We start from the raw sequence: 24,466 nt of genomic DNA, 5'->3' as shown, positions 1-24,466 counted from the left end.
CGGCAGCTCCGCCGCCAGGACTCGAACCTGAACTATCAGAACCAAAATCTGAGGTGCTGCCAATTACACCACGGCGGATCGTGCCTGGTCAGGATAGCGACGTCGAAAAACCGCGCCAGTCCTGGGGTTGTGTCCGAGGTTTGAACGGCTCCCCAGGGGGCAAAACCTCCTGTACCGTAACTTACGGAAACGTAGGTTAGGACGACCTTTCTCAGGGTTTGCCCAGGTAGGAAGAAGTGTTGCGCATGACATCCACTCCGGTAATGGAACCACCTCAGACCAAGGGCCCGAAACCGGTCATCGCCGGTCAGCGAGGCGCCGGTGTTCAGTTCTCGGTCTACCTCGGCGTGATACTCCCGCTGGCCGCGCTCATCGCCGCCGTGCCGTTCGCTTGGGGGTGGGGACTGAGCTGGGTGGACGTCGGGCTGTTCATCGCCTTCTACGTCATCAGCGGGCTCGGGATCACCGTATCGTACCACCGCTACTTCACGCACGGCTCGTTCAAGGCCAAGCCGTGGCTGCGCGTGGCGCTGGCCATCGCCGGCAGCTTCGCGGTGCAGGGCCCGGTCATCACCTGGGTCGCCGACCACCGCCGCCACCACGCCTTCTCCGACCGCGACGGCGACCCGCACTCGCCGTGGGCGTTCGGCACCTCGCCGCTGGCCATCGCCAAGGGCTTCTGGCACGCGCACATGGGCTGGCTGTTCGAGCGGGACACGAGCAACGCCGAGCGGTTCGCCCCGGACCTGCTGAAGGACCCGGCCATCAAGAAGGTCGACGAGCTGTTCTGGCTGTGGACGCTGCTCACGCTGACGCTGCCGGCCCTTCTCGGCGGCCTCATCACCTGGTCGTTCTGGGGCGCGGTCACCGCGTTCTTCTGGGCCGGGCTGGTCCGGGTGTGCGTGCTGCACCACGTGACGTGGTCGGTCAACTCGGTGTGCCACATGATCGGTGAGCGGCCGTTCGCGGCGCGCGACAAGTCGGCCAACTTCTGGCCGCTGGCGATCCTGTCCTTCGGCGAGTCCTGGCACAACCTGCACCACGCCGACCCGACCTCGGCGCGGCACGGTGTCAAGCGCGGCCAGATCGACATCTCGGCCCGCGTGATCTGGGCGTTCGAGAAGCTCGGGTGGGTGCACAACGTGCGCTGGCCCACCCCGCAGCGCCTGGCGCGTCTGTCGTCGGAATAGGGCCAGCCCCTCGCCCACCACCACCCTCAATGGAAACGCTGCGCGTTGCAGTTACTCTCCATGAGTGGCGGGACGACGTCGAGCGAAGCGTGAGGCCACCGGGGTGCGGCCTCCGGGGCCGGTGCCCCGCGTCCGGATGACGGGCGCGGAACGCCGGCAGCAACTGCTCGACGTCGCCCGCAAGCTCTTCGCCGAGAAGGGCTTCGACGGCACCTCCATCGAGGAGATCGCCCACCGGGCGAACGTCTCCAAGCCCGTGGTCTACGAGCATTTCGGCGGCAAGGAAGGCATCTACGCCGTCGTCGTCGACCGCGAGACCCAGTCCCTGCTCGACCGGATGGTGTCCACTTTGCACGGTGGGCACCCCAGGGCGATGCTCGAGCAGGCGGCCGGCGCGCTGCTGGCCTACGTCGAGGAGTCGCACGACGGCTTCCGCATCCTCGTCCGCGACTCGCCGGTGGCCAGCGCCTCCGGCACGTTCTCCACGCTGCTCAACGACATCGCGATGCAGGTCGAGCACATCCTCGCGCAGCAGTTCGACGCGCGCGGCTACGACGACAAGCTCGCGCCGCTCTACGCCCAGGCGCTGGTCGGGATGGTCGCCCTGACCGGCCAGTGGTGGCTCGACGCCCGCCGCCCCAAGCGCCACGAGGTGGCCGCGCACCTGGTCAACCTGGCCTGGAACGGGCTGTCGCACCTGGAGCACAAGCCCAAACTGCGCCTGGACTGACCGGATTCCCGCTACACTGCGCCACGAGTCGACAGCACGGCGTTGGGGGCGGTGTGGTGAGTGGGGGCCGGCTCCGGCTGAGTGTGCTCGGCCCGCTCCGGGCCTGGCGCGGCGACCAGCCCCTCGACCTGGGCCCGGTCCGGCAGAAAGCCCTGCTCGCCGCGCTCGTGTTGCGCCCGGACGTGGTGGTCGGCGCCGGTGAGCTCCTCGACGACGTGTGGGGCCTCGAACCGCCGGGCACCGGCCGCCGCGTGGTGCCGGTCTACGTCCACCGGTTGCGCAAGTGCCTGCGCGCGAGTGAAGACGAGCCCGCGGACGCCGTGATCGCCCGCGACAGCAGCGGCTACCGGTTCGTCGGCGCCGCCGCCGAGGTGGACACCGTGACCCTGGACCGGATCGCGGCCGAGGCCGCGGCCGCGGAGCGTGCCGGTGATCTCGCCGTCGCGGTGCGCGCCGCCGCAGACGCGCTGGACCTGTTCGACGGTGAGCCGCTCACCGGGCTGCCCGGCCCCTTCCTCGACGGGCACCGGCTCCGGCTCACCGAACGCCGCATCGCGCTGCAGCTCGGGAAGGCCGGGTGGCAGCTGCGCCTGGGACGGCACGGCGAGGTGATCGACGAGCTGTCCGCGCTCGCCGGCGTCCACCCGCACCACGAGGAGCTGGCCGCGCTGCTGATGCGCGCGCTGTACGCGGCGGGACGGCGGGCGGACGCGCTGGCCGTGTTCACCGGGCTGCGCCGCCGCCTCGTGGACGACCTCGGCGTGGAGCCGGGCGCCGAACCGCGCCGGGTGCAGCAGGCGGTGCTGCGGGGTGACGACACCGCGCTCGGCGTCACGCGCAAACGCCCGCCCCGCAACGAGTTGCCCGCGGACGGCGGTGAACTCGCCGGGCGTGCGGACGAGCTGGCGCGGCTCGTCGAGCCGGGCGACCCGGAGCTGGTGACCGTCATCGCGGTCGACGGCGTCGCGGGCGCGGGCAAGAGCGCACTCGCCCTCCGCGCCGCCCACGTGTTGCGTCCGGACTTCCCGGACGGCTGCCTGCACCTGAACCTGCACGGGCACACCGAGGGGCACGAGCCGCTGCGCCCGGCGCACGCGCTGGCCCGGCTGCTGCGGGCGATCGGCGTCGACACCGGGCCGGTCGGGCCGGACGTCGACGAGCTGGCCGCGACCTGGCGGTCGGCGACCGCGTCCTCGCGGCTGCTGCTGGTGCTCGACGACGCGAAGAGCGCCGAGCAGGTGCGGCCGTTGCTGCCCTCCGGCGCGGGCAGCACGGTGCTGGTGACGAGCAGGCAACGGCTGACCGGGTTGCCCGCCGACCGCCGGGTGTCGCTCGACGTGCTCGATGCCGTTGCCGCGGAAGGACTTCTGCGCCGGGTCGTCGGCGCCGAGCGGGTCGGGCGGGAGCCCGGCGCGGTGCGCGAGCTGGTCCGGTTGTGCGGCGGGTTGCCACTGGCGCTGCGGATCGCGGGCGCCCGGCTGCAGAACCGTCCGATGTGGACCGTCGAGCACCTGGTGGACCGGCTCGCCGACGACTCGCGCAGGCTGGGCGAGCTGACCGCGGAGGACCACGGCGTCGAGGCGGCGCTGCGGCTGTCCTACCGCCAGCTCGCGGCCGCCGAGCAGCGCACGTTCCGGGTGCTCGGGCTGGCACCGACGGTCGAGTTCGACGCGCGGGCGGTGGCCGCGATGCTCGGGCTAGCCGAACCGGTGGCGGGGGATTCGCTGGAACGCCTGGTGGACGCGAGCCTGCTGCTGCAGCCGGCCCCTGGGCGCTACCGGCTGCACGACCTGGTGGCGGTGTTCGCCCGGCGGCTGGGCGCGGACGAGCCCGGGGCCAGGGCCGGGGTGCTGCGGCTGTACGCGGCCGCCGCGCGGATCGCGAGCGACTGGGGCGTCCACGACCCGTCGAGCGGTCCGCCGGTGGACGACGTGCCGTTCACCGGCTGGGCGGACGCGGCGGGCTGGCTCGACTCGGCAGGCGGCGAGCTGCCGGACGTCGTCCGCTACGCGGCGGAGGCCGGGGAAGCGGACTACGCGTGCTGGATCGCCGAGGGGCTCGTCGAGTACGTGGTCCGGCAGGGCCGCTACGACGAGTGCCGCGCGGCGCTGGAGATCGCGCTCCCGCTCGCCGAGCAGTGCGCCGACCCACGGATGCGGTCCGCGGTGCGGTTCGGGTTCGGGGTCGCGGAGGGCATGCAGGGCCGCTACGAGCGGAGCCGCCCATGGCTGCACGAGGCGCTGCGGATCAGCAGGCAGGCCGGGGACCGCCGGGAGGAGGCCCGCGCGCTCTGCGGCCTCGGCACGCTCGCGGTGGCGTGCGGCGACACCGGCGAGGCGCTCGCCCTGCTGCACGAGGCCCACGAGCTGGGGCGCAGGCTGGACGACCCGTTCCTGTGCGGGATGGCGGTCGCCAACATCGGCCTGACCCACCTGCGGCTCGGCCGGTTCGACGAGGCCCGCGCCTGCCTGGAGCAGGGGGTCGCGTTCGGCGAGAAGATCGGGCGGCCGCGGGCGGTGGCGATGGCGGTGGGCAGCCTGGGGAAGTTCCACCTGGCGGTCGGACGGCACGCGGAAGCAGTGGGCGCGTTGCGCCGGGCCGCGGGGGCCGCCGAGGAGGCCGGGGACATCGCGCTGACCGCCGACTGCCTATCGATGTGGGGCGCGGCGGAGTCCGGGCTCGGCAACGCGGAGGCGGCGCTGGAGCTGCAGCGGAGGGCGTTCGCGCTGGTCACCGAGCGGACCCGGCCGCAGCTCGAGCTGGAGATCCGCAACCGGCTGGGCGCGAGCCTGCTCGCGGTCGCGGATGTGTCTGGGGCGCGGGAGCAGTTCGAGGTGGTGCTGGCCCGGACCTCGGGTGATCACGTGGAACGTGCGCGGGCGGGTGCGGGGTTGGCGGCGTGTGAGGGGCCGGGCCGATGATCGGGTGGCGCGGGGTGGGCTGGGCGAGCAGCTTTTCCAGGGCGGCGGTGCGCTCCTCGGGCGGGGGCGAGGTGCTGGCCTGGACCTCGGGTGATCACGTGGAACGTGCGCGGGCGGGTGCGGGGTTGGCGGCGTGTGAGGTGACGGGCTGTTGATCGGGTGGCGTGGGTGGGCACCTTCTCCCGCGCCGTTGCGCTCCTTGGCGGCGTGTGACGGGCCGGGCTGTTGATCAGGCGGCGTGGCCGGGCAGGGCCGTCTCCTTCCGCAGGGCCCGCAGGATGTCCAGCTCGCGCTCGATGTCGCGTCGCTTGGCTTCCAGGCGTTCGGCTTGCTCGGCGAGCAGCTCCTCCAGCACGCCGTTGCGCTCCTCGGGCGGGGCCTCCAGGCAGGGGAGCAGTTCGTTGACCGTGGCGCTGGACAGGCCGGCCGCGAACAGGTGCTGGATCAGGACCACCCGCTCGACCATCGAGCTGTCGAAGTCGCGCCACCCGCCCGGCGTGCGTGACGACCGGATGAGCCCCTGTTCCTCGTAGTACCGCAAAGACCGGGTGCTGACCCCGGTGGCCTCCGCCAGCTCCCCGATGCGCATGAGCCTCCTCCAGACCGTCCGCCGCTCCCCATTCTTGCAATTGACACCGGTGTGAAGTTTCACGATGTGCGGTGCACAGCCAAACTCCGTGAAAGGAACCTCCGTGCACTGGTTCTACCTCGGCGTCGCCGTTCTCTTCGAGATCGCGGTCGCCATCTCCGCAGGCAAGGCCCAGGGCTTCACCCGGCCCGCCTGGACCGCCGCCACGCTGGTCAGCGGCGGCATCGCCACCTACCTCCTCAGCCTGGCGCTGCTGACCTTCGACGTGGGCGTCGGCTACGCGATCTGGACCTCCGTCGCCGGCGTCGGGATCGTCGTCCTCGGCGTCGTCCTGTTCGGTCAGCGCCTCGACTGGCGCAAGGTGCTCGGCATCGCCGCCGTCATCGCCGGCGTCGTCGGCCTCCAGCTGAGCGGAGCCGCGTGATGGCGCGCCGCACGTCCACCGCACCCGCCGCCGCCTGGCCCGTCCTCCTGCTCGCCGGCGCCTTCGAAGTCGGCTACGCCCTGTCCGTCGGCGGCAGCCAGGGCTTCACCGTGCTCTCCTGGTCGCTCGTCGCGGTCGTCTTCTTCCTGCTCACGCTCTTCGCGCTGAGCCTCGCCCTGCGCAGCATCGACGTGGGCATCGGCTACGCGGTCTGGGCCGGCATCGGCGCCGCCGGAGCCGCCCTGCTCGGCCCGGTGTTCTTCGACGAGACCCTCACGCCGGCCAAGGCGCTGTGGCTCACGGTGATCATCGCCGGCGTTGTGTGGCTCAAGCTCGCCGACCGCCCTCGGGCCTGATGCGTGTCAGAGCCGTGTCAGCCGGGTGTCAGCGCCGGCCGTGATGGTGGGTCCCAGCAACCGCCACGAAAGGATCCCCGGTGACTCAGACGGTTCCCATCCCGAACGGACTCCCCACCGACCGCGACGCCGGCCCCTTCGACCCGCCCACCGGGTTCACCCGGCTGCGCGAGTCCCGCCCGGTCTGCCCGCTGGTCTTCCCCGACGGCCACGAGGGCTGGCTGGTCACCGGCTACGACGAGGTCCGGCAGGTGCTGGCCGACACCCGGTTCAGCTCCCGCCTGGACCTCGACATCATCCACGTGCCGTACCCGACCCCGGGCATGCCGGAGCAGACCGAGCCGTCCCCGCAGATGCCCGGCCTGTTCATCTCCATGGACCCGCCGGACCACACCCGGCTGCGGCGCAGGCTCACCGGCGCCTTCACCGTCAAGCGCATGAAGCAGCTCGAAGAGCACATCAACGACATCGCCGAGCGGCACCTGGACCAGATGGCGCGGCTCACCCCGCCGGTCGACCTGGTCAAGGAGTTCGCGCTGCCGGTGCCGTCGCTGGTGATCTGCGAGCTGCTCGGCGTCCCGTACGAGGACCGGGAGACGTTCCAGCACAACGCGGCGCGGTTCATGGTCAAGGACATCGAGCTGGAGGAGAAGATCGCCGTCGTCGGCGCGCTCACCGGCTACCTGGCGGAGCTGGTCACCCGCAAGCGCGCCGAGCCCGGCGAGGACATCCTGTCCGACCTGGCCCGGCAGGACGACCTCAGCATCGAGGAGCTGACCGGCATCGCCTTCCTGCTGCTCCTCGCCGGGCACGAGACGACGGCGAACATGCTGGGCCTGGGCACCTTCGCGCTCCTGGAGAACCCGCGCAGATGGCCGATCTGCGTGCGAACCCGGAGCTGGTGCAGGGCGCCGTCGAGGAACTCCTGCGGTACCTGTCCGTCGCCGACGTCTTCTACCGTTACGCCACCGAGGACCTCGAAGTCGGCGGCGAAACGATCCCCAAGGGGGCGACCGTCGTCGTCTCGCTGCTGTCCGCCAACCGCGACCCCCGCCGCTTCGACGAACCGGACGAGCTGGACGTGCACCGCAACGCCCGCGGGCACATGGCCTTCGGCCACGGCGTCCACCAGTGCCTCGGCCAGCAGCTGGCCCGGCTGGAGATGCGCGCCGGGTTCGCCGGGCTGTTGCGCCGCTTCCCGGACCTCCGGCTCGCCGTCCCGGCGGACGAGGTGCGGCTGCGGACCGACATGAACATCTACGGCGTGCACGAACTGCCGGTCACCTGGTGAACTCGGCGATCAGCTTCCGGTAGGTGTCGAAGGCGGGCTTGGCCGTGTAGTCGTCCCGCAGCAGGCCGAACTGGTGGAACAGGCCGGGGTTCGCGCTGTCCGCGTCCCGCAGCGCGAAATGGGTGTAGCAGCTCACGCCCGCGTCGGCGGCAGCGCGGACGACGGCCTCCACCACCTCGGCTTGCCGCTCGGCGGAGCGCCCTGGCCCGGTCGGCCAGCCGTGCTCGGTGATGTGCAGCGGGACGTCCCCGAACCCGGCCGGCGCGAGGACGTTCTCGCGGTGGTGGCGCAGCAGGCCCGCCACCGCCGCGGGCAGCTCCGCCGCCGCGACCGGCTGGAAGACGTCCGGGAAGAAGTCCAGGCCCACGTAGTCCACCTGGCGCACGAACTCGGCGCCGCCCGCCTTCGCGAGGTCCGCGATGAACGACGCGCCCGGCCCGAACAGCGGGGTGGTGTTGAAGCCGACCCGCAGATCGTGCCCGAGTTCGGTCGCCCGCTCCTTGGCCGCGGCGACCCCGGCGACAATCGCGTCGATCACGCGCGGGTAGTAGCCGTCGAGCACCGGGTTGTCCGGCACGTTCGGCTCCTCGGTGATCTGCAGCGTGCCGGTCACCGCGCCGTACTGCTCGACCAGCCGCCGCACGAACGCGCGGTAACCGTCCACATCGCCGCTCGCGGACTGGTACTGCGCGACGAGGTCCAGCACGCGGCCGTCGCCGGTGTACTGCGCCGCGTCCGCCGGGGTCAGCGTCTCGTGTGGACCGTCCGAAGTGGAGTCGTCGAACCCGAGGTAGGCGCGGACGAGGAACGGGCCTCCGCCGCGCAACGCGGTCAGCGCTTCCCGGATCCGCACGGGGTCGTCGGGCGGTCCGCCCGCCAGTTCGCCGGAGTCGGTCCCGGTGACACCGCCGGGGTAGATGCCGAAGAGCATGCTCAGTCCTTTCCGGGCCAGGTCAGGGCGCCGCCGCGGATCTCGGCGACGAGGTTCTCCACCCACGCGATCTCCGCGCGGGTCTGGTGGAGCGCGTACTCGGCTTCGATGACGTGCAGACGCGGCACGCCGCTGTCCAGCACCGCGGCCAGCCGCTCCTGGTCGGCGTCGGCGCGTTCGGACAACCGCTGCGCGCGCTCGGTCAGCGCGGCCGCGGCGCCGTCCGGCCCGAGCGCGCCGACGTAGGCGATCGCGCCGAGGAACTCGGGGAACTCCCGCTTCGGCTCGCGGATCCGGCTGTCCAGCCTGCGCACCAGCTCGTCGCGGCCGGCGTCGGTGAGCGCGTAGACGGTCCGTTCCGGCCGGTTGCCGCTGCGTTCGGTGCCCTGCGGCGTGATCCACTCCGCCGCGGCCATCGCCTCCACAACGTCGTACAGCGTGCCCCGGTTGATGGCGCTCGCGCTGCGGGCACGCAGCTCCGTGAACACCTGGTACGGGTGCATCGGCGACTCCAGTAGGAGGCCGAGTACCGCCAGGACCAGCGGATTCTCCAGTGCGCGACGTGGCATAGTCGAAAACTACCATCAGACTTCGACCATTACAAATCCACCCAAGCTTCCGCGCCCGAACCCCGTCGTTAGGGTCTGGACCAGCCGTGGACGGGAGGGGTATGAGCGACCAGGGAACCGACGAGGGTTACGCCAGGGGCCTGAAGAACCGCCAGATCAGCATGATGGCGATCGGCGGCGCGATCGGAACCGGCCTGTTCCTCGGGGCGGGTGCGGCGATCGAGACGTCCGGGCCCGCGCTGATCGCCTCATACGCCGTCGCGGGCGTGGTCATCTTCCTGATCATGCGCGCGCTCGGCGAGCTGCTGATGTACCGGCCGGTGTCCCGCAGCTTCGTCGACTACGCCGAGGAGTTCGTCGGCCGCTTCGCCGGGTTCGCCACCGGCTGGGTCTACTGGCTGATGTGGGTGGTCACCGCGATGGCCGAGATCACCGCCGCCGGGATCTACGTGCAGTACTGGTTCCCGGACATCCCGCAGTGGGTCACCGCGGCGGTCGTGCTCGGGCTGTTGTTCCTGGCCAACCTGATCTCGGTCAAGGTGTTCGGCGAGTTCGAGTTCTGGTTCTCGATGATCAAGGTCGTGACGATCGTCGGGGCGATCGTGCTCGGGCTCGCGGTCATCGTGTTCGGGATCGGGCCCGCCGGTGAGCACGCGACGTTCGCGCACCTGGTCAGCGACGGCGGGTTCCTGCCGCACGGCGCGGGCAGCGCGCTGCTGGCGCTGCAGAGCGTCATGTTCGCCTACCTCGGCGTCGAGCTGATCGGGCTGACCGCGGGCGAGGCGGAGAACCCGCGGGTCGTGCTGCCGAAGGCGATCAACAGCGTGATGGTCCGGATCGGGGTGTTCTACGTCGGCGCGCTGGTGGTGCTGCTGTCGCTGGTGCCGTGGACCGAGTTCCACGGCGGCGAGAGCCCGTTCGTGCGGGCCTTCGACGCGGTCGGCATCCACGGCGCGGCGGGGATCATCCAGTTCGTCGTGCTGACCGCGGCACTGTCCTCGTGCAACTCGGGCATCTACTCGACCGGCCGGATGCTGCGCACCCTCGCCGTGCACCGGTCGGCGCCCGCCGCGTTCGGCAAGCTGTCGAAGCGGCAGGTGCCCGCGGCGAGCATCACCGCGTCCGCGATCGTCATGGCGGCCGGCATCCTGATCAACGCGGTCGTGCCGGAGAAGGCGTTCGCCTACATCACCAGCGTCGCCACGGTCGGGGTGTTGTGGACGTGGGGCGTGATCGTGGTGTGCCAGCTGGTCTACCGCCGCCGCAGCGACCGCGGCGAGCTGCCCGCGTCGGAGTTCCGCATGCCGGGCGCGCCGTGGACCGGGTACCTGGCGCTGGCGTTCCTCGCGCTGGTCGTGGTGCTGCTCGGGTTCGGTGAGGACACCCGGGTGGCCCTCTACGTCACGCCGATCGTGGCGGTGGTCATCGGGGCGGGCTACCTGCTGAGCAACCGGCCGTCGCGCGTCAAGCAGCGGGCGTGATGCGCAGGAGCTTGTCGTCGTTGCCGTCCGACGTGGTCACGTACAACGCGCCGTCGGGGCCGCTGCGCACCGCGCGCAGCCGGCCGTACGTGTCGTCGAACTCGGCGGGCAGGTAGACCTCGGTGACCGCACCCGCCGGGTCCACCGTGAACATCAGCATCTTCTGGCCCTTGAGCGCGACCACGGCCAGCCTGCCGTCCAGCGCGCCCCACTGCGGCCCGGACACGAAAGCCGCGCCGCAGATCGCCTCGGTGATGTCCCCGGAGGTCCACAGTGGCCGGACGGCGTCCGGGAACCGCTGCAGGTCCGTCATCGGCACGTCCTCGTCGTAAGAGTCGACGGTGCCGCCCTGCGACGGGTCCCAGCCGTAGTTGCCGCCGGCGCGGATCAGGTTGATCTCGTCGTCGAACGTCGGCCCGTGCTCGCCCACGAACACCTGGCCGGTGCCCGGGCGCACCGCCACGCCCTGGATGTTGCGGTGCCCGAAGCTGTAGATCCGCTGCTCGTTCGGGTCGGCCGAGGAGATGAACGGGTTGTCCGGCAGCGGCGCGCCGGTGTTCAGGTCGATGCGCAGCACCTTGCCGCCGAGGCTGTGCCGGTCCTGCGACACGTCCGGCCGCGCGGTGTCGCCGGTGCCGACGAGCAGCGCCCCGTCCGCGGCGATCTCCGGGCGGCACCCGGAGTGGCGGCCGCTCTGGTTGACCGGCAGCCCGGTCAGCAGGTCGCGCACCTTGGTCGCGCTGCGCTCGTCCGCCGACAGCGTCCAGGTCACCAGACGGACGTCGACCGCGCGGCCGCCCTCCTGGTGCGTCTGGCAGGTGGTGAACCGGCGGCTGGTGGCGAAGTCCGGGTGCACGACCATCCCCATCAGACCGCCCTCGCCACGCGCCCACACGTCGGAGAAGTCGGCCTGGACCTGGGTGACCGCGGTGCCGCGCACCAGCGCGAGCCGCCCCGGCCGCTGGGTGACGAGCATCGAACCGCCGGGCAGGAAGCCGACGTCCCAGCCGTGCTGCAGCCCGCCGGTCACGACGTCCACCTTCAGCGCGAGGCTCTGCCCGCTGACCGTGGTGGGCGCGGCGACGGTGGCCGGGGTCGACGGCAGGTCCTGTGCGGGCGAAGACGAGCAAGCCGTGACGGCGAGGACGGCGAGCAGTACGGCCCCGATGCGGCGCATGGGGTCATTGTGCCCGGTGTCCGGTGAAGTCCGGGTCTTGATCGCGGGTTTCGGTGCGGTAGATCGTCAGGCCCCGCCGCTGGTAGTTGGCCAGCGCGGCGGGCTGCCCGTCGAGCGTGCAGGTGTGCACCCACACGCGCCTGGTCGGCTCCGCCCCCGGCCAGCGCTCCGGCAGGTCCCACGCCCGCCGCAGCGCCACCGTCAGCAGGTGCCCGCCGATCCCGCGGCCGGTGAACGCGGGCAGCAGCCCGAAGTAGGCCAGTTCCACCTCGCCCGGCTTGGTGCCGTCCAGTTCGGCGTACCCGGCCGGGGTGCCGCGCAGGTACGCCACCCAGGTCTCGTAACCGGGCTGCGCCAGCAGGTCCAGCCACCGCTGCCGGTCCCAGCCGAGCCGGTCCGTCCACTGCCAGTCACCGCCGACGGTGGTGTAGAGGAAGCGGTTGAACTCCGGGCTCGGCACCTCGGCGCGGGTGATGGCGACCGGCTCGTCCGGCGCGGCGGACGGCCGGATCGCGGCCGGGTCCGTCTGCTCCAGGTACCAGGTGGTGATCTCCATGTCCCGATCGTCCCACCGCGATCTCCTGCTGGAGGAGGAGAACGTGCGGCCGCGATGCCGAGGTGGCCGGGCGGTGGCGTTCCTAGCGTCGGAGACATGTCCATCACCAGGGAATTCCTCCGGGCCCCCGCGCACACCGGCGCGATCGCGGCCAGCTCACGGCGCCTGGCGGCGGCCATGGTCGCGGGGATCGGCGTGGAGCGCGCGGCGCACGTCGTCGAACTCGGGCCCGGCACCGGGGTGTTCACCGGAGCCCTGCTCGCCCGGCTGGGACCCGGCGCGCGGCTGACGGCCGTCGAGGTCAACCCGCGGCTGGCCGGCGCGCTCGCGCGGCGGCACGCGGGCGTCGAGGTGATCACCGGATCGGCCGAGGACCTGGCCCGGCACGTGCGCACCGCCGACGTCGTCGTGTCCGGGCTGCCGTGGGCGCTGTTCCCGCGCGCCCGGCAGGAGCGCGTCCTCGACCAGGTCGGCGAGGTCCTCGCGCCGGGCGGACGGTTCGCGACCTTCGCCTACCTGCACGCCGCGTGGCTGCCCGCCGCCAGGCGGTTCGAGGCCGCGCTGGCCCGGCGGTTCGGGTTCGTCGGCCGCAGCCGGGTGGTGTGGGGCAACCTGCCGCCCGCCTTCGTGCACCGAGCGGCCGTGACGCCGTGATCGACGCCATCGCCACCCTCCCGCCCGCGCTGGTCTACCTGGTCGCGGCGGCGGTGATCGCCGCGGAAACCGCGCTGCTGCCGGGGATCGTGCTGCCCACTCTGTCGACGCTGCTGCTCGTCGGCTTCCTCGCCGGGCAGGGCACCGTCGACCTGTGGCTGGCGATGGCGGTCGTCGCGGCCGCGGCCGTGTTCGGCGACCAGCTGGCCTACCTGGAGGGGCGCAGGCTGGGCCGGCGGATCACGTCGGCCCGCTGGCGCCGGGTCGAGTCGCGCATCGCGCGGTACGGGGTGGTGGCGGTGTTCGCGGCGCGGTTCCTCGCCGGGGCGCGGACGCTGATGCCGCGGGTGGCAGGCGCGGCGGCGGTGCCGTACCCCCGGTTCCTGCTGGTGAGCATGGCCGCGGCGGTGGTGTGGGTGGTGGCCGCGCTGCTGGTGGGCAAGGCGGGCGGGTCGCTCATCGGGTGAGGATGTGCGCGGTCTCGTCGTCGGCGGGCAGGAACGTCTCCAGGCGCAGCTCCGACACCGTCACGTCGACCGCGGTGGCGAACGTGGTGATCGCGGTGAGCAGCCGCATCTCGCCGCGGGAGGTGCGCAGGACCAGCGGCACGGCGAACCCGAGGTGGTCGGCGTCCAGGTTCGGCGGCCCGGGCAGGTAGCCCTCCAGCTCGGCGAGCAGTTCGGCGTGCCGGGGGTGCGGGGCCTTCGCGTGTTCCTGGCGGGGCCGCTCCAGCACGTGGCGGGCCCAGTCGTCGAAGTTCCCGATGCGCGGCGCCATCCCGCGCGGGTGCAGGGCCAGGCGCAGCACGTTGACCGGCGGTTCGAGCAGCTCCGGCGCGGCGCCCTCGGTGAGGATGTCGGCGGCCTTGTTGGTCGCGACCAGGTCGCCGAACCGGTCCACCACGATCGCCGGGTACGGCTCGTGCCCGTCGAGGAGCCGATCCAGCGCGTCGAGCACCGGGCGCAGCGCCGGATCGGACAGGTCGGTCTCCGGGTAGGTCGGGGCGTACCCGGCGCTGAGCAGGAGCGCGTTGCGTTCGCGCAGCGGCAGTTGCAGCGACTCGGCCACGCGCACGACCATGCCGCGCCCCGGCACCGACCGGCCGCTCTCCATGAAGCTGACGTGCCGCTGGGTGGTGCCCGCGCGGAGGGCGAGTTCGAGCTGGGACAGGCGCCGCCGGGTGCGCCAGTCCTTGAGGGCACTTCCGAAAGCCGTCGTCACCCCGCATGCTTACTACCGGGAGCGCGTCGCCCGCCATTCCCCGCGGGGAATGACCGACTGGAGGTGTCTGGTGCCCGAGCGGTTCACGGACGAAGAGCTGGCCTTCCTCCGGTTCGCGCGGTTCGGCGAGCTGCCGCCGCGCGTGCTGCCCGACGAGCTGGTGGAGGTCGTGGAGACCGAGCAGCCCGACCTGCCGGTGCGGCAGGCGTTCGAGATCGGGCCGGGCGGGCCCGCCTGATCATTCCCCGGCGGGAATTGTCGCCAGCGCGCCCCGGCGACAGCGTGAGGGCATGCAGATCGGACTTCTCCTGCCCGCCGGGCAGGCCCAGCTCGCGGCCGGCGGCACGGTCGCCGACATCGTGGACATCGCCGTGCGCGCCGAGCGCCTCGGCTTCGACTCGGTCTGGGCGGGCGACTCGCTGTCGCGCGCCCGGGTCGAGCCGCTGACCCTGCTCACCGCCGTCGCGCAGGCCACCGAAACCGTGCGGCTCGGCACCGCGACCCTCATCCCCGCCTACCGCCACCCCGCGCAGGCCGTCCTCACGATCTCCTCGCTCGACCTCGTCTCCGGCGGTCGGCTGATCCTCGGCGTCGGCGCCGGGTTCCCCGGCCGCAGCGAGCACGAGTTCGACCTGGTCGGCGTGGACTTCAAGACCCGCTTCTCGTACCTCGACGACACCGTGACGCTGTGGAAGCAGCTGTGGACCGGCCACCCGGAGTCCTTCCACGGCAAGGTCCTGCACTACGACTGGCTGCCCGAGGTGCCGCGCCCCGCCCAGCCGGGCGGCCCGCCGGTGTGGCTCGGCGGCATCACGCCGGCCGCGCTGCGCCGCGCCGGGAAGCTGTACGACGGCTGGCTGCCGTACCCGCCCGACCCGGCCGACTACGCGAGCGGCCTGGCCACCATCCGCGAGCAGGGGCGCGACGTCACGCCCGCCCTCTTCGCGACCGTCCACCTCGGCGGGGGCACGGCGGCGCTGGAGGAGTACTGCCAGGCCACCTACCAGGCGCCACTCGACTGGGTGGGAAAGGTCCAGGTGATGATCACCGGCGGCCCGGACGAGGTGATCGCCCAGCTCAGGCGCTTCGCCGAGGCCGGGGCCCGGCACATCCTGCTGCGCATCGCGGCGCTCGACCCGCGGGACATCGACCACCAGCTCGCGGGACTCGCCGAAATTTTGTCGCCCCTGCGACGTACCCTGGAACACGAGAGCCCCTGATCCCTCCGCCAGCCCGGGCAGGGGTGTGCCCGCGTGCTCCAGGGAGATCGTTTTCGTGTCCGACCCGCAGTTGTCCGGCCTGCTCTCCGCCGTCCTGCCCGATCCCGCCCTGCGCGCGGTGATCGAGCGGGCCGGCGCGCCCCTGCTCGAGCTCTCCGGCGCCACGGCCACCCGCCAGCTGGTGGTCGCCGCGCTGGCGTCCGACGCCGGGGCGGGCCGCCCGGTGCTGGCCGTCACCGCCACCGGCCGCGAGGCCGAGGAGCTGACGGCCGCGCTGGCGAGCCTGATCGGCGCCGACGCGGTGGCCGACTTCCCGTCCTGGGAGACGCTGCCGCACGAGCGCCTCTCGCCGCGCGCGGACACCGTCGGCCGCCGCCTGGACGTGCTGCACCGCCTGCACACCGACCGCGCCCCGCGCGTGGTGGTGGCCACGGTCCGCAGCCTGATCCAGCCGATGGCGCCGGGCCTGGGCAGCCTCGCGCCGGTCGAGCTGCGCGTCGGCGAGGAGGAGGAGTTCGAGCCGCTGCTGGAGCGGCTGGTCGAGCTGGCCTACACCCGCGTGGACTTGGTCGAGAAGCGCGGTGAGTTCGCCGTCCGCGGCGGCATCCTGGACGTCTTCCCGCCGACGGCCGACCACCCGTACCGCGTCGAGTTCTGGGGCGACGAGGTCAGCGAGGTGCGCGCGTTCGCGGTGTCGGACCAGCGGTCGCTGCCCGGCGAGCTGTCCTCCGTCTACGCCCCGCCGTGCCGGGAGCTGCTGCTCACGCCGGACGTGAAGGCCCGCGCCGGCGAGCTGGCCGAGCAGTACGAGGCCGACGCGCAGCTGGCCGAGATGCTCACCAAGCTGGCCGGCGGCATCCCGGTCGAGGGCATGGAGGCCCTCATCCCGGTGCTGTGCGAGGGCGAGCTGGAGCTGCTCACCGACGCGATGCCGGAGGGCACGCACGTCGTGCTGGCCGACCCGGAGAAGATCCGCGCCCGCGCGGCCGACCTGGTGCGCACCGGCCAGGAGTTCCTCGAAGCGTCGTGGATGTCCGCCGCAGGCGGGGGTCAGGCGCCGATCGACCTGGGGGCGTCGGCGTACCGCAACCTGGAAGAGGTCGCCAAACACGCCGGCGAGACCGGCCGGGCGTGGTGGACGCTGTCGCAGCTGACCAGCGAGGACGCGGACGTCATCCGGATCGGCGTGGAGGCCTCGCCCGCCTACCGCGGCGACCTGGAGCGCGCCGTCACCGACCTGCGGGCGCATCTGGCCGCGGACGGCACCGCGGTGCTCGTGGTGGCCGGGCACGGCACCGCCGCCCGCGCCGTCGAGCAGCTGTCCACCGCCGGAATCTCCGCGACGCACGCGGCGGACGGCCTCCTCGACCAGCCCGCGCCGGGCATCGTGACGGTCGCCTGCGGTGGCCTCGCCGAGGGGTTCGTCGCGCCCGAGCTGCGGCTGGTCGTGCTCACCGAGGCCGACCTGACCGGCCGCGGCGCCACCGCCGGCTCGGCGACGCGCGACCTGGGCACGAAGATGCCGTCGCGCCGCCGCAACGCGGTCGACCCGCTGGCCCTCAAGCCCGGCGACTACGTGGTGCACGACCAGCACGGCATCGGCCGGTTCGTGGAGATGGTGCAGCGCACCGTCGGCGGCGCCACCCGCGAGTACCTGGTGCTGGAGTACGCCTCGTCCAAGCGTGGCCACCCCGGCGACCGGCTGTACGTGCCGAGCGACCAGCTCGACGAGGTGTCCCGCTACGTCGGCGGCGAGCTGCCCACGCTGAACAAGCTGGGCGGCTCGGACTGGAAGAACACCAAGGCCAAGGCACGCAAGGCGGTCAAGGAGATCGCGGCCGAGCTGGTGCAGCTCTACGCGGCCCGCCAGGCCTCGCCGGGGCACGCGTTCGGCCAGGACACGCCGTGGCAGCGGGAGCTGGAGGACGCGTTCCCGTTCACCGAGACCAACGACCAGCTCGCCGCGATCGACGAGGTCAAGGCGGACATGGAGCGCGGTGTGCCGATGGACCGCGTCATCTGCGGTGACGTCGGCTACGGCAAGACCGAGATCGCCGTGCGCGCGGCGTTCAAGGCGGTGCAGGACGGCAAGCAGGTCGCGGTGCTGGTGCCGACCACCCTGCTGGCCCAGCAGCACCTGAACACGTTCGCCGGCCGGATGGCGTCGTTCCCGGTGACCATCAAGGGACTGTCCCGGTTCACCGACAAGATCGAGGCGGAGGCGACGCTGGCCGGCCTCGCCGACGGCACGGTCGACATCGTGATCGGCACGCACCGCCTGCTGCAGACCGGCATCCGGTACAAGGACCTGGGCCTGGTCATCGTCGACGAGGAGCAGCGGTTCGGCGTCGAGCACAAGGAGCACATCAAGGCGCTGCGCACGCACGTCGACGTGCTGACCATGTCGGCAACGCCGATCCCGCGCACGCTGGAGATGTCGCTGGCCGGCATCCGCGAGATGTCGACGATCCTGACCCCGCCGGAGGACCGGCACCCGATCCTGACCTACGTCGGCGCGTACGACGACAAGCAGGTCGCCGCCGCCATCCGTCGTGAGCTGCTGCGTGACGGCCAGGTGTTCTACGTGCACAACCGGGTGTCCTCGATCGAGAAGGCGGCGCGCCGGATCCGCGAGCTGGTGCCCGAGGCGCGGGTGGTCACCGCGCACGGCCAGATGAACGAGGAGAAGCTCGAAAAGATCATCCAGGGCTTCTGGGAGCGCGAGTACGACGTGCTGGTCTGCACCACGATCGTGGAGACCGGCCTGGACATCTCGAACGCGAACACGCTGATCGTCGAGCGCGGCGACCTGCTCGGGCTGGCGCAGCTGCACCAGCTGCGCGGCCGCGTGGGGCGCGGGCGGGAGCGCGGCTACGCGTACTTCCTGTACCCGCCGGAGAGCCCGCTCACCGAGACCGCGCACGACCGGCTCGCGACGATCGCGCAGAACACCGAGCTGGGCGCGGGCATGGCGGTCGCGATGAAGGACCTGGAGATCCGCGGCGCCGGGAACATCCTCGGCGCCGAGCAGTCCGGGCACATCGCGGGCGTCGGGTTCGACCTGTACGTGCGGCTGGTCGGCGAGGCGGTCGACGTGTTCCGCCGCAGCGCCGGCGAGGCGCCCGCCGAGGAGGAGGAGCTGCGCGAGGTCCGCGTCGACCTGCCGGTGGACGCGCACATTCCGCACGACTACGTCCCCGGCGAGCGGCTGCGCCTGGAGGCCTACCGCAAGATCGCGGCCGCGGTGGACGACGACGAGCTGCGCGCGGTCGAGGAGGAGCTGATCGACCGCTACGGCCAGCCGCCCGCTCCGGTGCAGCGGCTGCTCGCGGTGGCGCGGTTCCGGCACGTGTGCCGCTCGGCGGGCGTCACCGAGGTTTCCGCACAGGGCAACAACATCCGCTTCGCGCCGCTGGAGCTGATGGACTCGCAGATGGTCCGGCTGAAGCGGCTGTACCCGAAGGCGAACTACAAGGCCGCGATGCGGATGGTGACGGTGCCCAAGCCGACCGAAGGCCCGGCGGGCGGGCGGATGGGCGCGCCCGCGCTGCGTGACGAAGCCTTGCTGGACTGGTGCACCAAGCTCCTGATCAACTTGACCAAGAAGCCCGCCCCCGTCGGTTAGGAGACGCCGTGGTCACGCGGAACGAAGAGAAGAGCCGCTACGAGATCTTCGTCGAGGACAAGCTGGGCGGGTTCGCCGAGTACCGCGAGCGCGGCGACAACGTGATCTTCACGCACACCGAGATCGACGACGCGTTCTCCGGCCAGGGCCTCGGCTCGAAGCTCGCCAAGGCGGCCATCGAGGACGCGGTGGAGCGCGGCAAGACGATCGTGCCGCTGTGCCCGTTCATCGCGGCGTACCTGCGCAAGCACCCCGAGCACGACGCGCACGTGCGCTGGCCGCAGGGGCAGTGAAGTTCGCTCGTCCGGGTCCGGTATGAGAGGGTACGCGGTGTGATGCGGATCATGGGTCGCTCCCGGTCGCTGCTCGCCGCGCTCGTCGCCTGCCTGCTGCTCGCCGGGTGCGGGTCCGGGCCGAGCCAGGTGGGCTCCGCCGTGATCTTCAGCGACCGCGAGATCACCGTGGACCAGGTGCAGGACCTGCTGGACAAGGCCGTGCGCGAGCACCCGGCCGCGCAGCAGCTGTCCCAGCAGCACAAGCTGGACCTGCTCGGCCGCGAGGTCGTGCGCCAGCTGGTGGTCCACGACGTCCTCACGCGCGCCGCCCAGCGGGAGGGGCTGGCTGTCGACCCGCGGCTGCTCGACCAGTTCCTCGCCGCCGACCCGCTCGCCGACCCGGTCGACACCGCGGGCGCGGATCCGTCGCAGCTGGCGCAGCAGATCGCCAACCGGGTGCGCGACCACCGCGAGGTGATCACCGACAGCCTGTTGCTGCAGGCGCTGGGTCAGAAGTACCTCGACCGCATGTCGGTCACGTTCGACTACACGTCGGTGTCCTCCGACATCGGCGGCGACCAGCCGCTGGACCGGCGGGAGCGCGCGATCGCCAAGGCCGAGGAGATGGCGAAGAGCCCGACGGCCGCCGCCGAGGTCATCCGCGCGGACGCGGCCGCGGGGGAGCGCACGAGCACCGGCGAGGCGGTGCCCGCCGCGCAGGCCCCGGACCTCGCCACGCTGGTCCTGTTCGGGGTGCCGCCGGGCACGGTGGTCGCGTTCCAGCCGAGCCAGGAGCAGGCGGTGTGGATCGTCGCGATCGTGCGGGAGCGGAACCTGAACGCGCCGTCCTCGGGCGAGCAGGTCGCGCAGCCGTCGGCGGCGCAGCTCGCGGCCATCGGGCAGCGGCTGCTCCAGCCGTACGTCGAGGAGGCCGGCGTTCGCATCAACCCGCGCTACGGCGTGTGGGATCCTGTGGCCATGAACCTCGCCCCGAGCAGCGCCGAGACCACCGGCGCCGTCGTGCCGGTGAAGGGTGCCGCACAGCCGTGACGGTCGTGCTCCTGCCCTACCCGGACGCCGGGATCCCGCCGGCCGCCGTGCCGTTCCTGCGTGGCGCGCACGCCGTGTACGCGTCCGGGATCGACGGTGAGCTGGCCGATCTGCTGGGTGCGAAGCCCGCGCCGGACGACCTGGCCGCGGAGCCCGGTCCGGTGGTGCTGTTCGCCGCGGACGCGGCGGATCCCGCGGTGGAGGCTCTGGTGCGGGCCGGTTCGCGGGTGATCACCCAGCCGTCCGGGGCGGGCCTGGTCGAGGCCGCGAAGGTGATGGACCGGCTGCGCTCCCCGGGCGGTTGCCCGTGGGACGCCGAGCAGACCCACGACTCGCTGCAGCAGTACCTGGTCGAGGAGACCTACGAGCTGCTGGACGCGATCGAGGAGGGCGACCGCGCCGCGCTGCGCGAGGAGCTGGGCGACGTGCTGCTCCAGGTGCTCTTCCACGCGCGCGTGGCCGCCGAGGACGCCGAGGATCCGTTCGACGTGGACGCGGTGGCGTCCGCGCTGGTCGCCAAGCTGGTCGGGCGGCACCCGCACGTGTTCACCGACGCCGAGCGCGTGCACACCGCCGCGCACCAGCAGGTGCGCTGGGAGGAGCTGAAGCAGGCCGAGAAGCGTCGCGAGTCCAGTGTGGACGGTGTGGCGCTCGGCCAGCCGGCGGTCGCGCTGGCGGGGAAGCTGGGGCAGCGCACCGGCCGCGCCGGCCTGCCCGCGGACCTGTTCCCCGGTGGCGACTCGTCCGCCGAGCAGCTGTTCCGGCTGGCCGCCTCCGCGCGGCGGTCCGGGGTCGACCCGGAGGGCGAGCTGCGGGCGGTGGCGAAGCGGTTCGCGGCCGACGTGCGGGCGGCCGAGAAGTCGGCCAGGGCGGCCGGCCTGGACCCGGCGGCCATGGACGCCGACGCGTGGCGCGCCCACTGGCCTCAGGCGAACAGCGACTCGCCCCAGTAGCCGGTCCCGGTCACCCCGGGCGGAACCGCGAACAACGCCGAGCCGGTGTGTTCGAGGTACTCCATCATCGAGTCCTTCGCCGACAACGCCTTCTGCATCGGCACGAACTGGGTGCGCGGGTCGCGGTTGAAGCAGATGAAGAACAGGCCCGCTTCGAGGTGCCCGACGCCGTCGGAGCCGTCGACGAAGTTGTAGCCGCGGCGCAGGATCCGCGCGCCGTTGAGGTTTTCCGCCGACGCCAGCCGGATGTGGGCGTCCGTGGCGATCAGCGGTTCGCCGTTGGCGCCGCCGACGTGCAGGTCCACCGGGTCGAACTCGGCGGTCTGCCCGAGCGGCGCGCCGGTGCCCTTCGCGCGGCCGACGATCCGCTCCTGCTCGTCCAGCGACGTCCGGTCCCACGTCTCGATGTGCATCCGGATCCGCCGCGCGACCAGGTAGCTGCCGCCGGCCATCCAGTCCGGGCCGTCGCCCGGCGCGACCCACACGTGCTGCGCCAGCGCGGCCGGGTCCTCGGCCTTGAGGTTGTTCGTGCCGTCCTTGAAACCGAAGAGGTTCCGCGGCGTCACCTGCGACGTCGACGTCGAGGCGCTGCGCCCGAATCCGAGCTGCGACCACCGCACCTCGGTGGTGCCGAACCCGATCCGCACCAGGTTGCGCACGGCGTGCACCGCGACCTGCGGGTCGTTCGCACACGCTTGGATGCAGAGGTCACCGCCGCTGCGGGCCGGGTCCAGGTTGTCCTTGGGGAACGCGGGCAGGTCGGCCAGCGCGGCCGGCCGCTTGCCCGCGAGCCCGAAGCGGTCGTCGAACAGGGACGGCCCGAACCCGATCGTCAACGTCAGCGCGGCCGCGGGCAGGTCGAGCGCCTCGCCGGTGTCGTCCGGCGGCGCGGCGCCCGCGCCGCCGACCGCGCCACCCGGGACCACTTCCTGCCCGGCGGTCATCCGGCGTGCGGCGTCGGTCCACTTGCGCAGCAACGAAACCAGCTTCGCGCGGTCCTTCGTGGTCACGTCGAGCGCGGCGAAGTGCAGGTGTTCCTGCGCCGGGGTGACGATCCCGGCCTGGTGCTCGCCGTGGAACGGCACGACCTCCGGCGCGGCCTGCGCTTCCGGCGCGGAGAGCGCGTGGTCGATCCCGGCGCCTGCTGCCGCGCCGGCCCCGGCGAGAGCGACGCCGGCGCCCGCGATCCCCAGCAGCCGGCGGCGGGACACCTGCGTCATCGCGCGACGACCTCCGCCGTCCTGCTCAGCGGCTCGCTCAGGGCGTCCACGGCCGAGGCGAACTCGCGGATCTGGTCCTGGGACAGTTCGGTGTAGTACTTGAACCCGTCGCCGGCGCGCTGCGCGTCGAGCAGGGTCTGCACGTTCTTGAACTGGGCGTCCACTTCGGACACCAGCGCCGGGTCGCGTTCCTGCAGCACCGGCCGCAGGGCCTGGATCGCGGCCTCGGAGCCGTCCAGGTTGGCCTGGAAGTCCCACAGGTCGGTGTGCGAGAAGGTCTCCTCCTCGCCGGTGATCTTGCCGGTGGCGACCTCGTCCATCAGCTCCTTGGCGCCGTTGGCCAGGTCGAGCGGCGTGAGCTGGATGGCCTTGGCCTGCGTCACCAGCGTGGTCACGTCGGCGACGAGCTTGTCGGCGACCTGCGCGCTGTCGGCCTGCAGCCCGGTGACCCACAGGTCCTTCTCCAGCCGGTGGAAGCCGGTGAACTGCTGGCCTTCTTCGAGGTCGGCCTCGCGCACGTCGATCGCCGGGTCGAGATCGCCGAACTTCTCCGCGACCGGCTCGATGCGCTCGTAGTAGACGCGGGTCGGCGCGTAGCGGGCCTTGGCGTCGTCGACGTTGCCGGACTTGACGGCGTCGGCGAACTTCTGGGTTTCGGTCAGCAGCGCGTCGCTCTGGCCGGCCACATAGGTGGCGTAGCTCTTGGTGGCGTCGCCCAGCCTGGTGTTCGCGTCGGCCTGGCGCGTGGCGCCACCGGTGACCGTGAACGCGCCGCGGATGCCGTCGCCGGTCATGCCCGGTTTGCACGCGGTCTGGTACGCGCCGGCGTCGGGCACCTCGACGGTCAGCTTCCGGGTCAGACCGGGTGCGATGTTCTCGACCTCGCCCATGATCCGGTCGCCCTCGGCGTAGAGGTAGAACTCGGTGACCTTGGTGCCCTTGTTGGTCACCTCGAACGTCACGTTGCCCGCGTTCGCGGTCGTCGCCGACACGGTGCACGCGGTGTCGGTGGCGTCGACGGTGATCGGGCCGCCCGCCGCGGTGCTCTGGTCACCGCCGGAGCAGGCGGACAGCACGAGCAGCGCGCCGAATCCCGCGGCGGCGAGTGGGGTCTTGCGCAAGGTCACTCCTTGGAACCGGCCACCGCGGGGGTGGTCCTGTCTGCGGGCCGCCGCAGGAACAGCGGCAGCACGATCACGACGTAGGCGATCCAGGCGATGGCCTGGAGCACGGTCGTCTGCTGCGAGTAGTTGAAGACGCCCTTGAGCAGCGCCCCGTACCACGAGGTCTCCGGGATGGCGGTGGACGCGTCGAAGGCGAGGGTGTGCAGGCCGGGCAGGAAACCGGCTTCCTGCAGGTCGTGCAGGCCGTAGCCGAGGACACCGGCGGCGACGAACACCAGCAGGACGCCGGTGATCGTGAAGAACCTGCCGAGGTCGAAGCGGATGGCGCCGCGGTAGAGGCCGTAGGCGATCGCGACGGCGATGGCGATGCCGACGGCGAACCCGATCAGCGGCTGGGTGGTGCCGCCCTGCGCGGTCTGCACGGCGGCGTAGAAGAAGACCGCGGTCTCCAGCCCTTCCCGTCCGACGGCGAGGAAGGACAGGAGCAGGACCGCGAGCGGTCCGATCGCGAGTGCCTCGTCCATCTTGCCGCGCAGCTCGGCGGCGATGCTCTTCGACGCCTTGCGCATCCAGAAGATCATGGCGGTGACGAACCCGACGGCCACGATCGACAGGCTGCCGCCCAGCAGTTCCTGTTGCTCGAACGACAACTGGGCGGTGGTGAAGGTCAGGATCGCGCCGACGCCGACCGAGAGGAGCACGGCCGCGGCGATGCCCGGCCAGACCCAGCGCAGCGCCGAGCGCCTGCCGGTCTTCACGAGGAAGGCGACGAGGATGCTCACGACGAGGGCGGCCTCCAGGCCTTCCCGGAGGCCGATGAGCAGGCTCGAGAACAACACGGGTGGCCTCCCTGGGCGCATCGGACGGAATAGGTTTAGGTAAGGCTCACCTGAATGTCCATCCCGATCT

At 72.3% G+C, this 24,466-nt stretch carries 23 protein-coding genes, 1 tRNA gene and 1 pseudogene; 15 read left to right on the top strand and 10 right to left on the bottom strand.

The features are described from left to right. Nucleotides 1–6: 6 nt before the first annotated feature. A tRNA-Gln gene (locus tag ABZ193_RS14575) sits at nt 7–78 on the bottom strand. Between the two features lie 185 nt (nt 79–263). Between ABZ193_RS14575 and ABZ193_RS14570 the strand changes: the two genes are divergently transcribed. The 3 genes from ABZ193_RS14570 (at nt 264) to ABZ193_RS14560 (ending at nt 4,841) form a co-directional block, all read left to right on the top strand. Next, nucleotides 264–1,190 carry an acyl-CoA desaturase gene (locus tag ABZ193_RS14570; RefSeq protein WP_020419422.1) on the top strand — a complete coding sequence of 309 codons (927 nt, stop codon included), beginning with the start codon at nt 264–266 and terminating at the stop codon, nt 1,188–1,190. A 136-nt stretch (nt 1,191–1,326) separates the two neighbouring features. After that, the gene (locus tag ABZ193_RS14565; protein WP_020419421.1) at nt 1,327–1,920 is read left to right on the top strand and encodes a TetR/AcrR family transcriptional regulator; all 594 of its coding nucleotides are present in this window, start codon (nt 1,327–1,329) and stop codon (nt 1,918–1,920) included. A 56-nt stretch (nt 1,921–1,976) separates the two neighbouring features. Continuing rightward, the gene (locus tag ABZ193_RS14560; RefSeq protein WP_354710161.1) at nt 1,977–4,841 is read left to right on the top strand and encodes a BTAD domain-containing putative transcriptional regulator; all 2,865 of its coding nucleotides are present in this window, start codon (nt 1,977–1,979) and stop codon (nt 4,839–4,841) included. Between the two features lie 229 nt (nt 4,842–5,070). Here the strand turns inward: ABZ193_RS14560 and ABZ193_RS14555 are convergent, their stop codons facing one another. Further along, a complete protein-coding gene (locus tag ABZ193_RS14555; protein ID WP_020419419.1) occupies nt 5,071–5,430 on the bottom strand; it encodes a MerR family transcriptional regulator in 360 nt (119 codons plus the stop codon). A gap of 103 nt (nt 5,431–5,533) precedes the next feature. On the opposite strand from ABZ193_RS14555, the gene ABZ193_RS14550 reads away from it, so the two are divergent. From ABZ193_RS14550 to ABZ193_RS14540, 3 genes and pseudogenes are all read left to right on the top strand, one after another. Further along, nucleotides 5,534–5,854: a multidrug efflux SMR transporter gene (locus ABZ193_RS14550; protein ID WP_020419418.1), complete on the top strand. Its 321-nt coding sequence runs from the start codon at nt 5,534–5,536 to the stop codon at nt 5,852–5,854. Beyond that, nucleotides 5,854–6,210 carry a multidrug efflux SMR transporter gene (locus ABZ193_RS14545; RefSeq protein ID WP_020419417.1) on the top strand — a complete coding sequence of 119 codons (357 nt, stop codon included), beginning with the start codon at nt 5,854–5,856 and terminating at the stop codon, nt 6,208–6,210. The genes ABZ193_RS14550 and ABZ193_RS14545 overlap by 1 nt, the downstream gene beginning before the upstream one ends. An 80-nt stretch (nt 6,211–6,290) precedes the next feature. After that, nucleotides 6,291–7,501: pseudogene (locus tag ABZ193_RS14540) on the top strand (cytochrome P450). Here the strand turns inward: ABZ193_RS14540 and ABZ193_RS14535 are convergent. Next, a complete protein-coding gene (locus tag ABZ193_RS14535) occupies nt 7,491–8,432 on the bottom strand; it encodes a hypothetical protein (protein ID WP_354710159.1) in 942 nt (313 codons plus the stop codon). The pseudogene ABZ193_RS14540 and the gene ABZ193_RS14535 sit on opposite strands and share 11 nt — an antisense overlap. 2 nt (nt 8,433–8,434) lie before the next feature. Further along, nucleotides 8,435–9,001: a PadR family transcriptional regulator gene (locus ABZ193_RS14530; protein WP_354710157.1), complete on the bottom strand. Its 567-nt coding sequence runs from the start codon at nt 8,999–9,001 to the stop codon at nt 8,435–8,437. A 101-nt stretch (nt 9,002–9,102) separates the two neighbouring features. Here ABZ193_RS14530 and ABZ193_RS14525 point away from each other — a divergent pair, with 101 nt between their 5' ends. After that, nucleotides 9,103–10,482: an amino acid permease gene (locus tag ABZ193_RS14525; protein WP_020419413.1), complete on the top strand. Its 1,380-nt coding sequence runs from the start codon at nt 9,103–9,105 to the stop codon at nt 10,480–10,482. Here ABZ193_RS14525 and ABZ193_RS14520 read toward each other — a convergent pair. Both ABZ193_RS14520 and ABZ193_RS14515 read right to left on the bottom strand, forming a co-directional pair. Then, nucleotides 10,466–11,659, bottom strand: coding sequence for a PQQ-dependent sugar dehydrogenase (locus ABZ193_RS14520; protein WP_020419412.1), 1,194 nt, complete (start codon nt 11,657–11,659; stop codon nt 10,466–10,468). The two genes, ABZ193_RS14525 and ABZ193_RS14520, sit on opposite strands and share 17 nt — an antisense overlap. A gap of 4 nt (nt 11,660–11,663) precedes the next feature. Further along, complete coding sequence (locus ABZ193_RS14515; RefSeq protein WP_020419411.1) at nt 11,664–12,215, bottom strand: GNAT family N-acetyltransferase; 552 nt, start codon at nt 12,213–12,215, stop codon at nt 11,664–11,666. Between the two features lie 96 nt (nt 12,216–12,311). On the opposite strand from ABZ193_RS14515, the gene ABZ193_RS14510 reads away from it, so the two are divergent. Continuing rightward, nucleotides 12,312–12,869, top strand: coding sequence for a methyltransferase domain-containing protein (locus ABZ193_RS14510; RefSeq protein ID WP_020419410.1), 558 nt, complete (start codon nt 12,312–12,314; stop codon nt 12,867–12,869). Further along, on the top strand, nt 12,866–13,336 hold the full coding sequence (locus tag ABZ193_RS14505) for a VTT domain-containing protein (RefSeq protein WP_020419409.1): 471 nt from the start codon (nt 12,866–12,868) through the stop codon (nt 13,334–13,336). The genes ABZ193_RS14510 and ABZ193_RS14505 overlap by 4 nt, the downstream gene beginning before the upstream one ends. Here ABZ193_RS14505 and ABZ193_RS14500 read toward each other — a convergent pair. Next, a complete protein-coding gene (locus tag ABZ193_RS14500; RefSeq protein ID WP_020419408.1) occupies nt 13,326–14,090 on the bottom strand; it encodes a helix-turn-helix transcriptional regulator in 765 nt (254 codons plus the stop codon). The two genes, ABZ193_RS14505 and ABZ193_RS14500, sit on opposite strands and share 11 nt — an antisense overlap. Nucleotides 14,091–14,160: 70 nt before the next feature. Between ABZ193_RS14500 and ABZ193_RS14495 the strand changes: the two genes are divergently transcribed. The 6 genes from ABZ193_RS14495 (at nt 14,161) to ABZ193_RS14470 (ending at nt 21,213) form a co-directional block, all read left to right on the top strand. Then, nucleotides 14,161–14,328 carry a hypothetical protein gene (locus tag ABZ193_RS14495; protein WP_020419407.1) on the top strand — a complete coding sequence of 56 codons (168 nt, stop codon included), beginning with the start codon at nt 14,161–14,163 and terminating at the stop codon, nt 14,326–14,328. 52 nt (nt 14,329–14,380) lie between these two features. After that, nucleotides 14,381–15,310, top strand: a complete 930-nt coding sequence (locus tag ABZ193_RS14490; RefSeq protein WP_354710154.1) for an LLM class flavin-dependent oxidoreductase — start codon at nt 14,381–14,383, stop codon at nt 15,308–15,310. A 70-nt stretch (nt 15,311–15,380) separates the two neighbouring features. Then, nucleotides 15,381–18,935: a transcription-repair coupling factor gene (gene mfd / locus ABZ193_RS14485; protein WP_354710168.1), complete on the top strand. Its 3,555-nt coding sequence runs from the start codon at nt 15,381–15,383 to the stop codon at nt 18,933–18,935. A gap of 8 nt (nt 18,936–18,943) precedes the next feature. After that, nucleotides 18,944–19,228, top strand: a complete 285-nt coding sequence (locus ABZ193_RS14480; RefSeq protein WP_020419404.1) for a GNAT family N-acetyltransferase — start codon at nt 18,944–18,946, stop codon at nt 19,226–19,228. 51 nt (nt 19,229–19,279) lie between these two features. Next, nucleotides 19,280–20,260, top strand: a complete 981-nt coding sequence (locus ABZ193_RS14475) for a hypothetical protein (protein WP_235716176.1) — start codon at nt 19,280–19,282, stop codon at nt 20,258–20,260. Beyond that, nucleotides 20,257–21,213, top strand: coding sequence for a MazG family protein (locus ABZ193_RS14470; RefSeq protein WP_354710153.1), 957 nt, complete (start codon nt 20,257–20,259; stop codon nt 21,211–21,213). Before ABZ193_RS14475 ends, ABZ193_RS14470 begins: the two co-directional genes overlap by 4 nt. On the opposite strand, the gene efeB is transcribed toward ABZ193_RS14470, so the two are convergent. Genes efeB through efeU form a run of 3 tightly spaced genes read right to left on the bottom strand, consistent with a single transcriptional unit; the run spans nt 21,186 to nt 24,396 of the window. After that, nucleotides 21,186–22,433, bottom strand: a complete 1,248-nt coding sequence (gene efeB / locus ABZ193_RS14465; RefSeq protein ID WP_354710151.1) for an iron uptake transporter deferrochelatase/peroxidase subunit — start codon at nt 22,431–22,433, stop codon at nt 21,186–21,188. The genes ABZ193_RS14470 and efeB overlap by 28 nt on opposite strands. Next, nucleotides 22,430–23,560: an iron uptake system protein EfeO gene (gene efeO / locus ABZ193_RS14460; RefSeq protein WP_354710150.1), complete on the bottom strand. Its 1,131-nt coding sequence runs from the start codon at nt 23,558–23,560 to the stop codon at nt 22,430–22,432. The genes efeB and efeO overlap by 4 nt, the downstream gene beginning before the upstream one ends. Further along, nucleotides 23,557–24,396, bottom strand: coding sequence for an iron uptake transporter permease EfeU (gene efeU / locus ABZ193_RS14455; RefSeq protein ID WP_354710149.1), 840 nt, complete (start codon nt 24,394–24,396; stop codon nt 23,557–23,559). Before efeU ends, efeO begins: the two co-directional genes overlap by 4 nt. Nucleotides 24,397–24,466: the final 70 nt, after the last annotated feature.

Origin of the sequence: Amycolatopsis sp. NPDC006125 (assembly GCF_040614195.1) — a bacterium.
GTDB lineage: Bacteria > Actinomycetota > Actinomycetes > Mycobacteriales > Pseudonocardiaceae > Amycolatopsis_E > Amycolatopsis_E tucumanensis.
This window is presented reverse-complemented; position numbering and strand designations above follow the sequence as displayed.

Coding starts and splice junctions, on each gene's coding strand:
- ABZ193_RS14570 (WP_020419422.1), top strand. CDS start 264: ATGGAACCACCTCAGACCAAGGGCCCGAAACCGGTCATCGCCGGTCAG.
- ABZ193_RS14565 (WP_020419421.1), top strand. CDS start 1,327: ATGACGGGCGCGGAACGCCGGCAGCAACTGCTCGACGTCGCCCGCAAG.
- ABZ193_RS14555 (WP_020419419.1), bottom strand. CDS start 5,430: ATGCGCATCGGGGAGCTGGCGGAGGCCACCGGGGTCAGCACCCGGTCT.
- ABZ193_RS14545 (WP_020419417.1), top strand. CDS start 5,854: ATGGCGCGCCGCACGTCCACCGCACCCGCCGCCGCCTGGCCCGTCCTC.
- ABZ193_RS14535 (WP_354710159.1), bottom strand. CDS start 8,432: ATGCTCTTCGGCATCTACCCCGGCGGTGTCACCGGGACCGACTCCGGC.
- ABZ193_RS14530 (WP_354710157.1), bottom strand. CDS start 9,001: ATGCCACGTCGCGCACTGGAGAATCCGCTGGTCCTGGCGGTACTCGGC.
- ABZ193_RS14525 (WP_020419413.1), top strand. CDS start 9,103: ATGAGCGACCAGGGAACCGACGAGGGTTACGCCAGGGGCCTGAAGAAC.
- ABZ193_RS14520 (WP_020419412.1), bottom strand. CDS start 11,659: ATGCGCCGCATCGGGGCCGTACTGCTCGCCGTCCTCGCCGTCACGGCT.
- ABZ193_RS14515 (WP_020419411.1), bottom strand. CDS start 12,215: ATGGAGATCACCACCTGGTACCTGGAGCAGACGGACCCGGCCGCGATC.
- ABZ193_RS14510 (WP_020419410.1), top strand. CDS start 12,312: ATGTCCATCACCAGGGAATTCCTCCGGGCCCCCGCGCACACCGGCGCG.
- ABZ193_RS14490 (WP_354710154.1), top strand. CDS start 14,381: ATGCAGATCGGACTTCTCCTGCCCGCCGGGCAGGCCCAGCTCGCGGCC.
- ABZ193_RS14475 (WP_235716176.1), top strand. CDS start 19,280: ATGGGTCGCTCCCGGTCGCTGCTCGCCGCGCTCGTCGCCTGCCTGCTG.
- efeB (WP_354710151.1), bottom strand. CDS start 22,433: ATGACGCAGGTGTCCCGCCGCCGGCTGCTGGGGATCGCGGGCGCCGGC.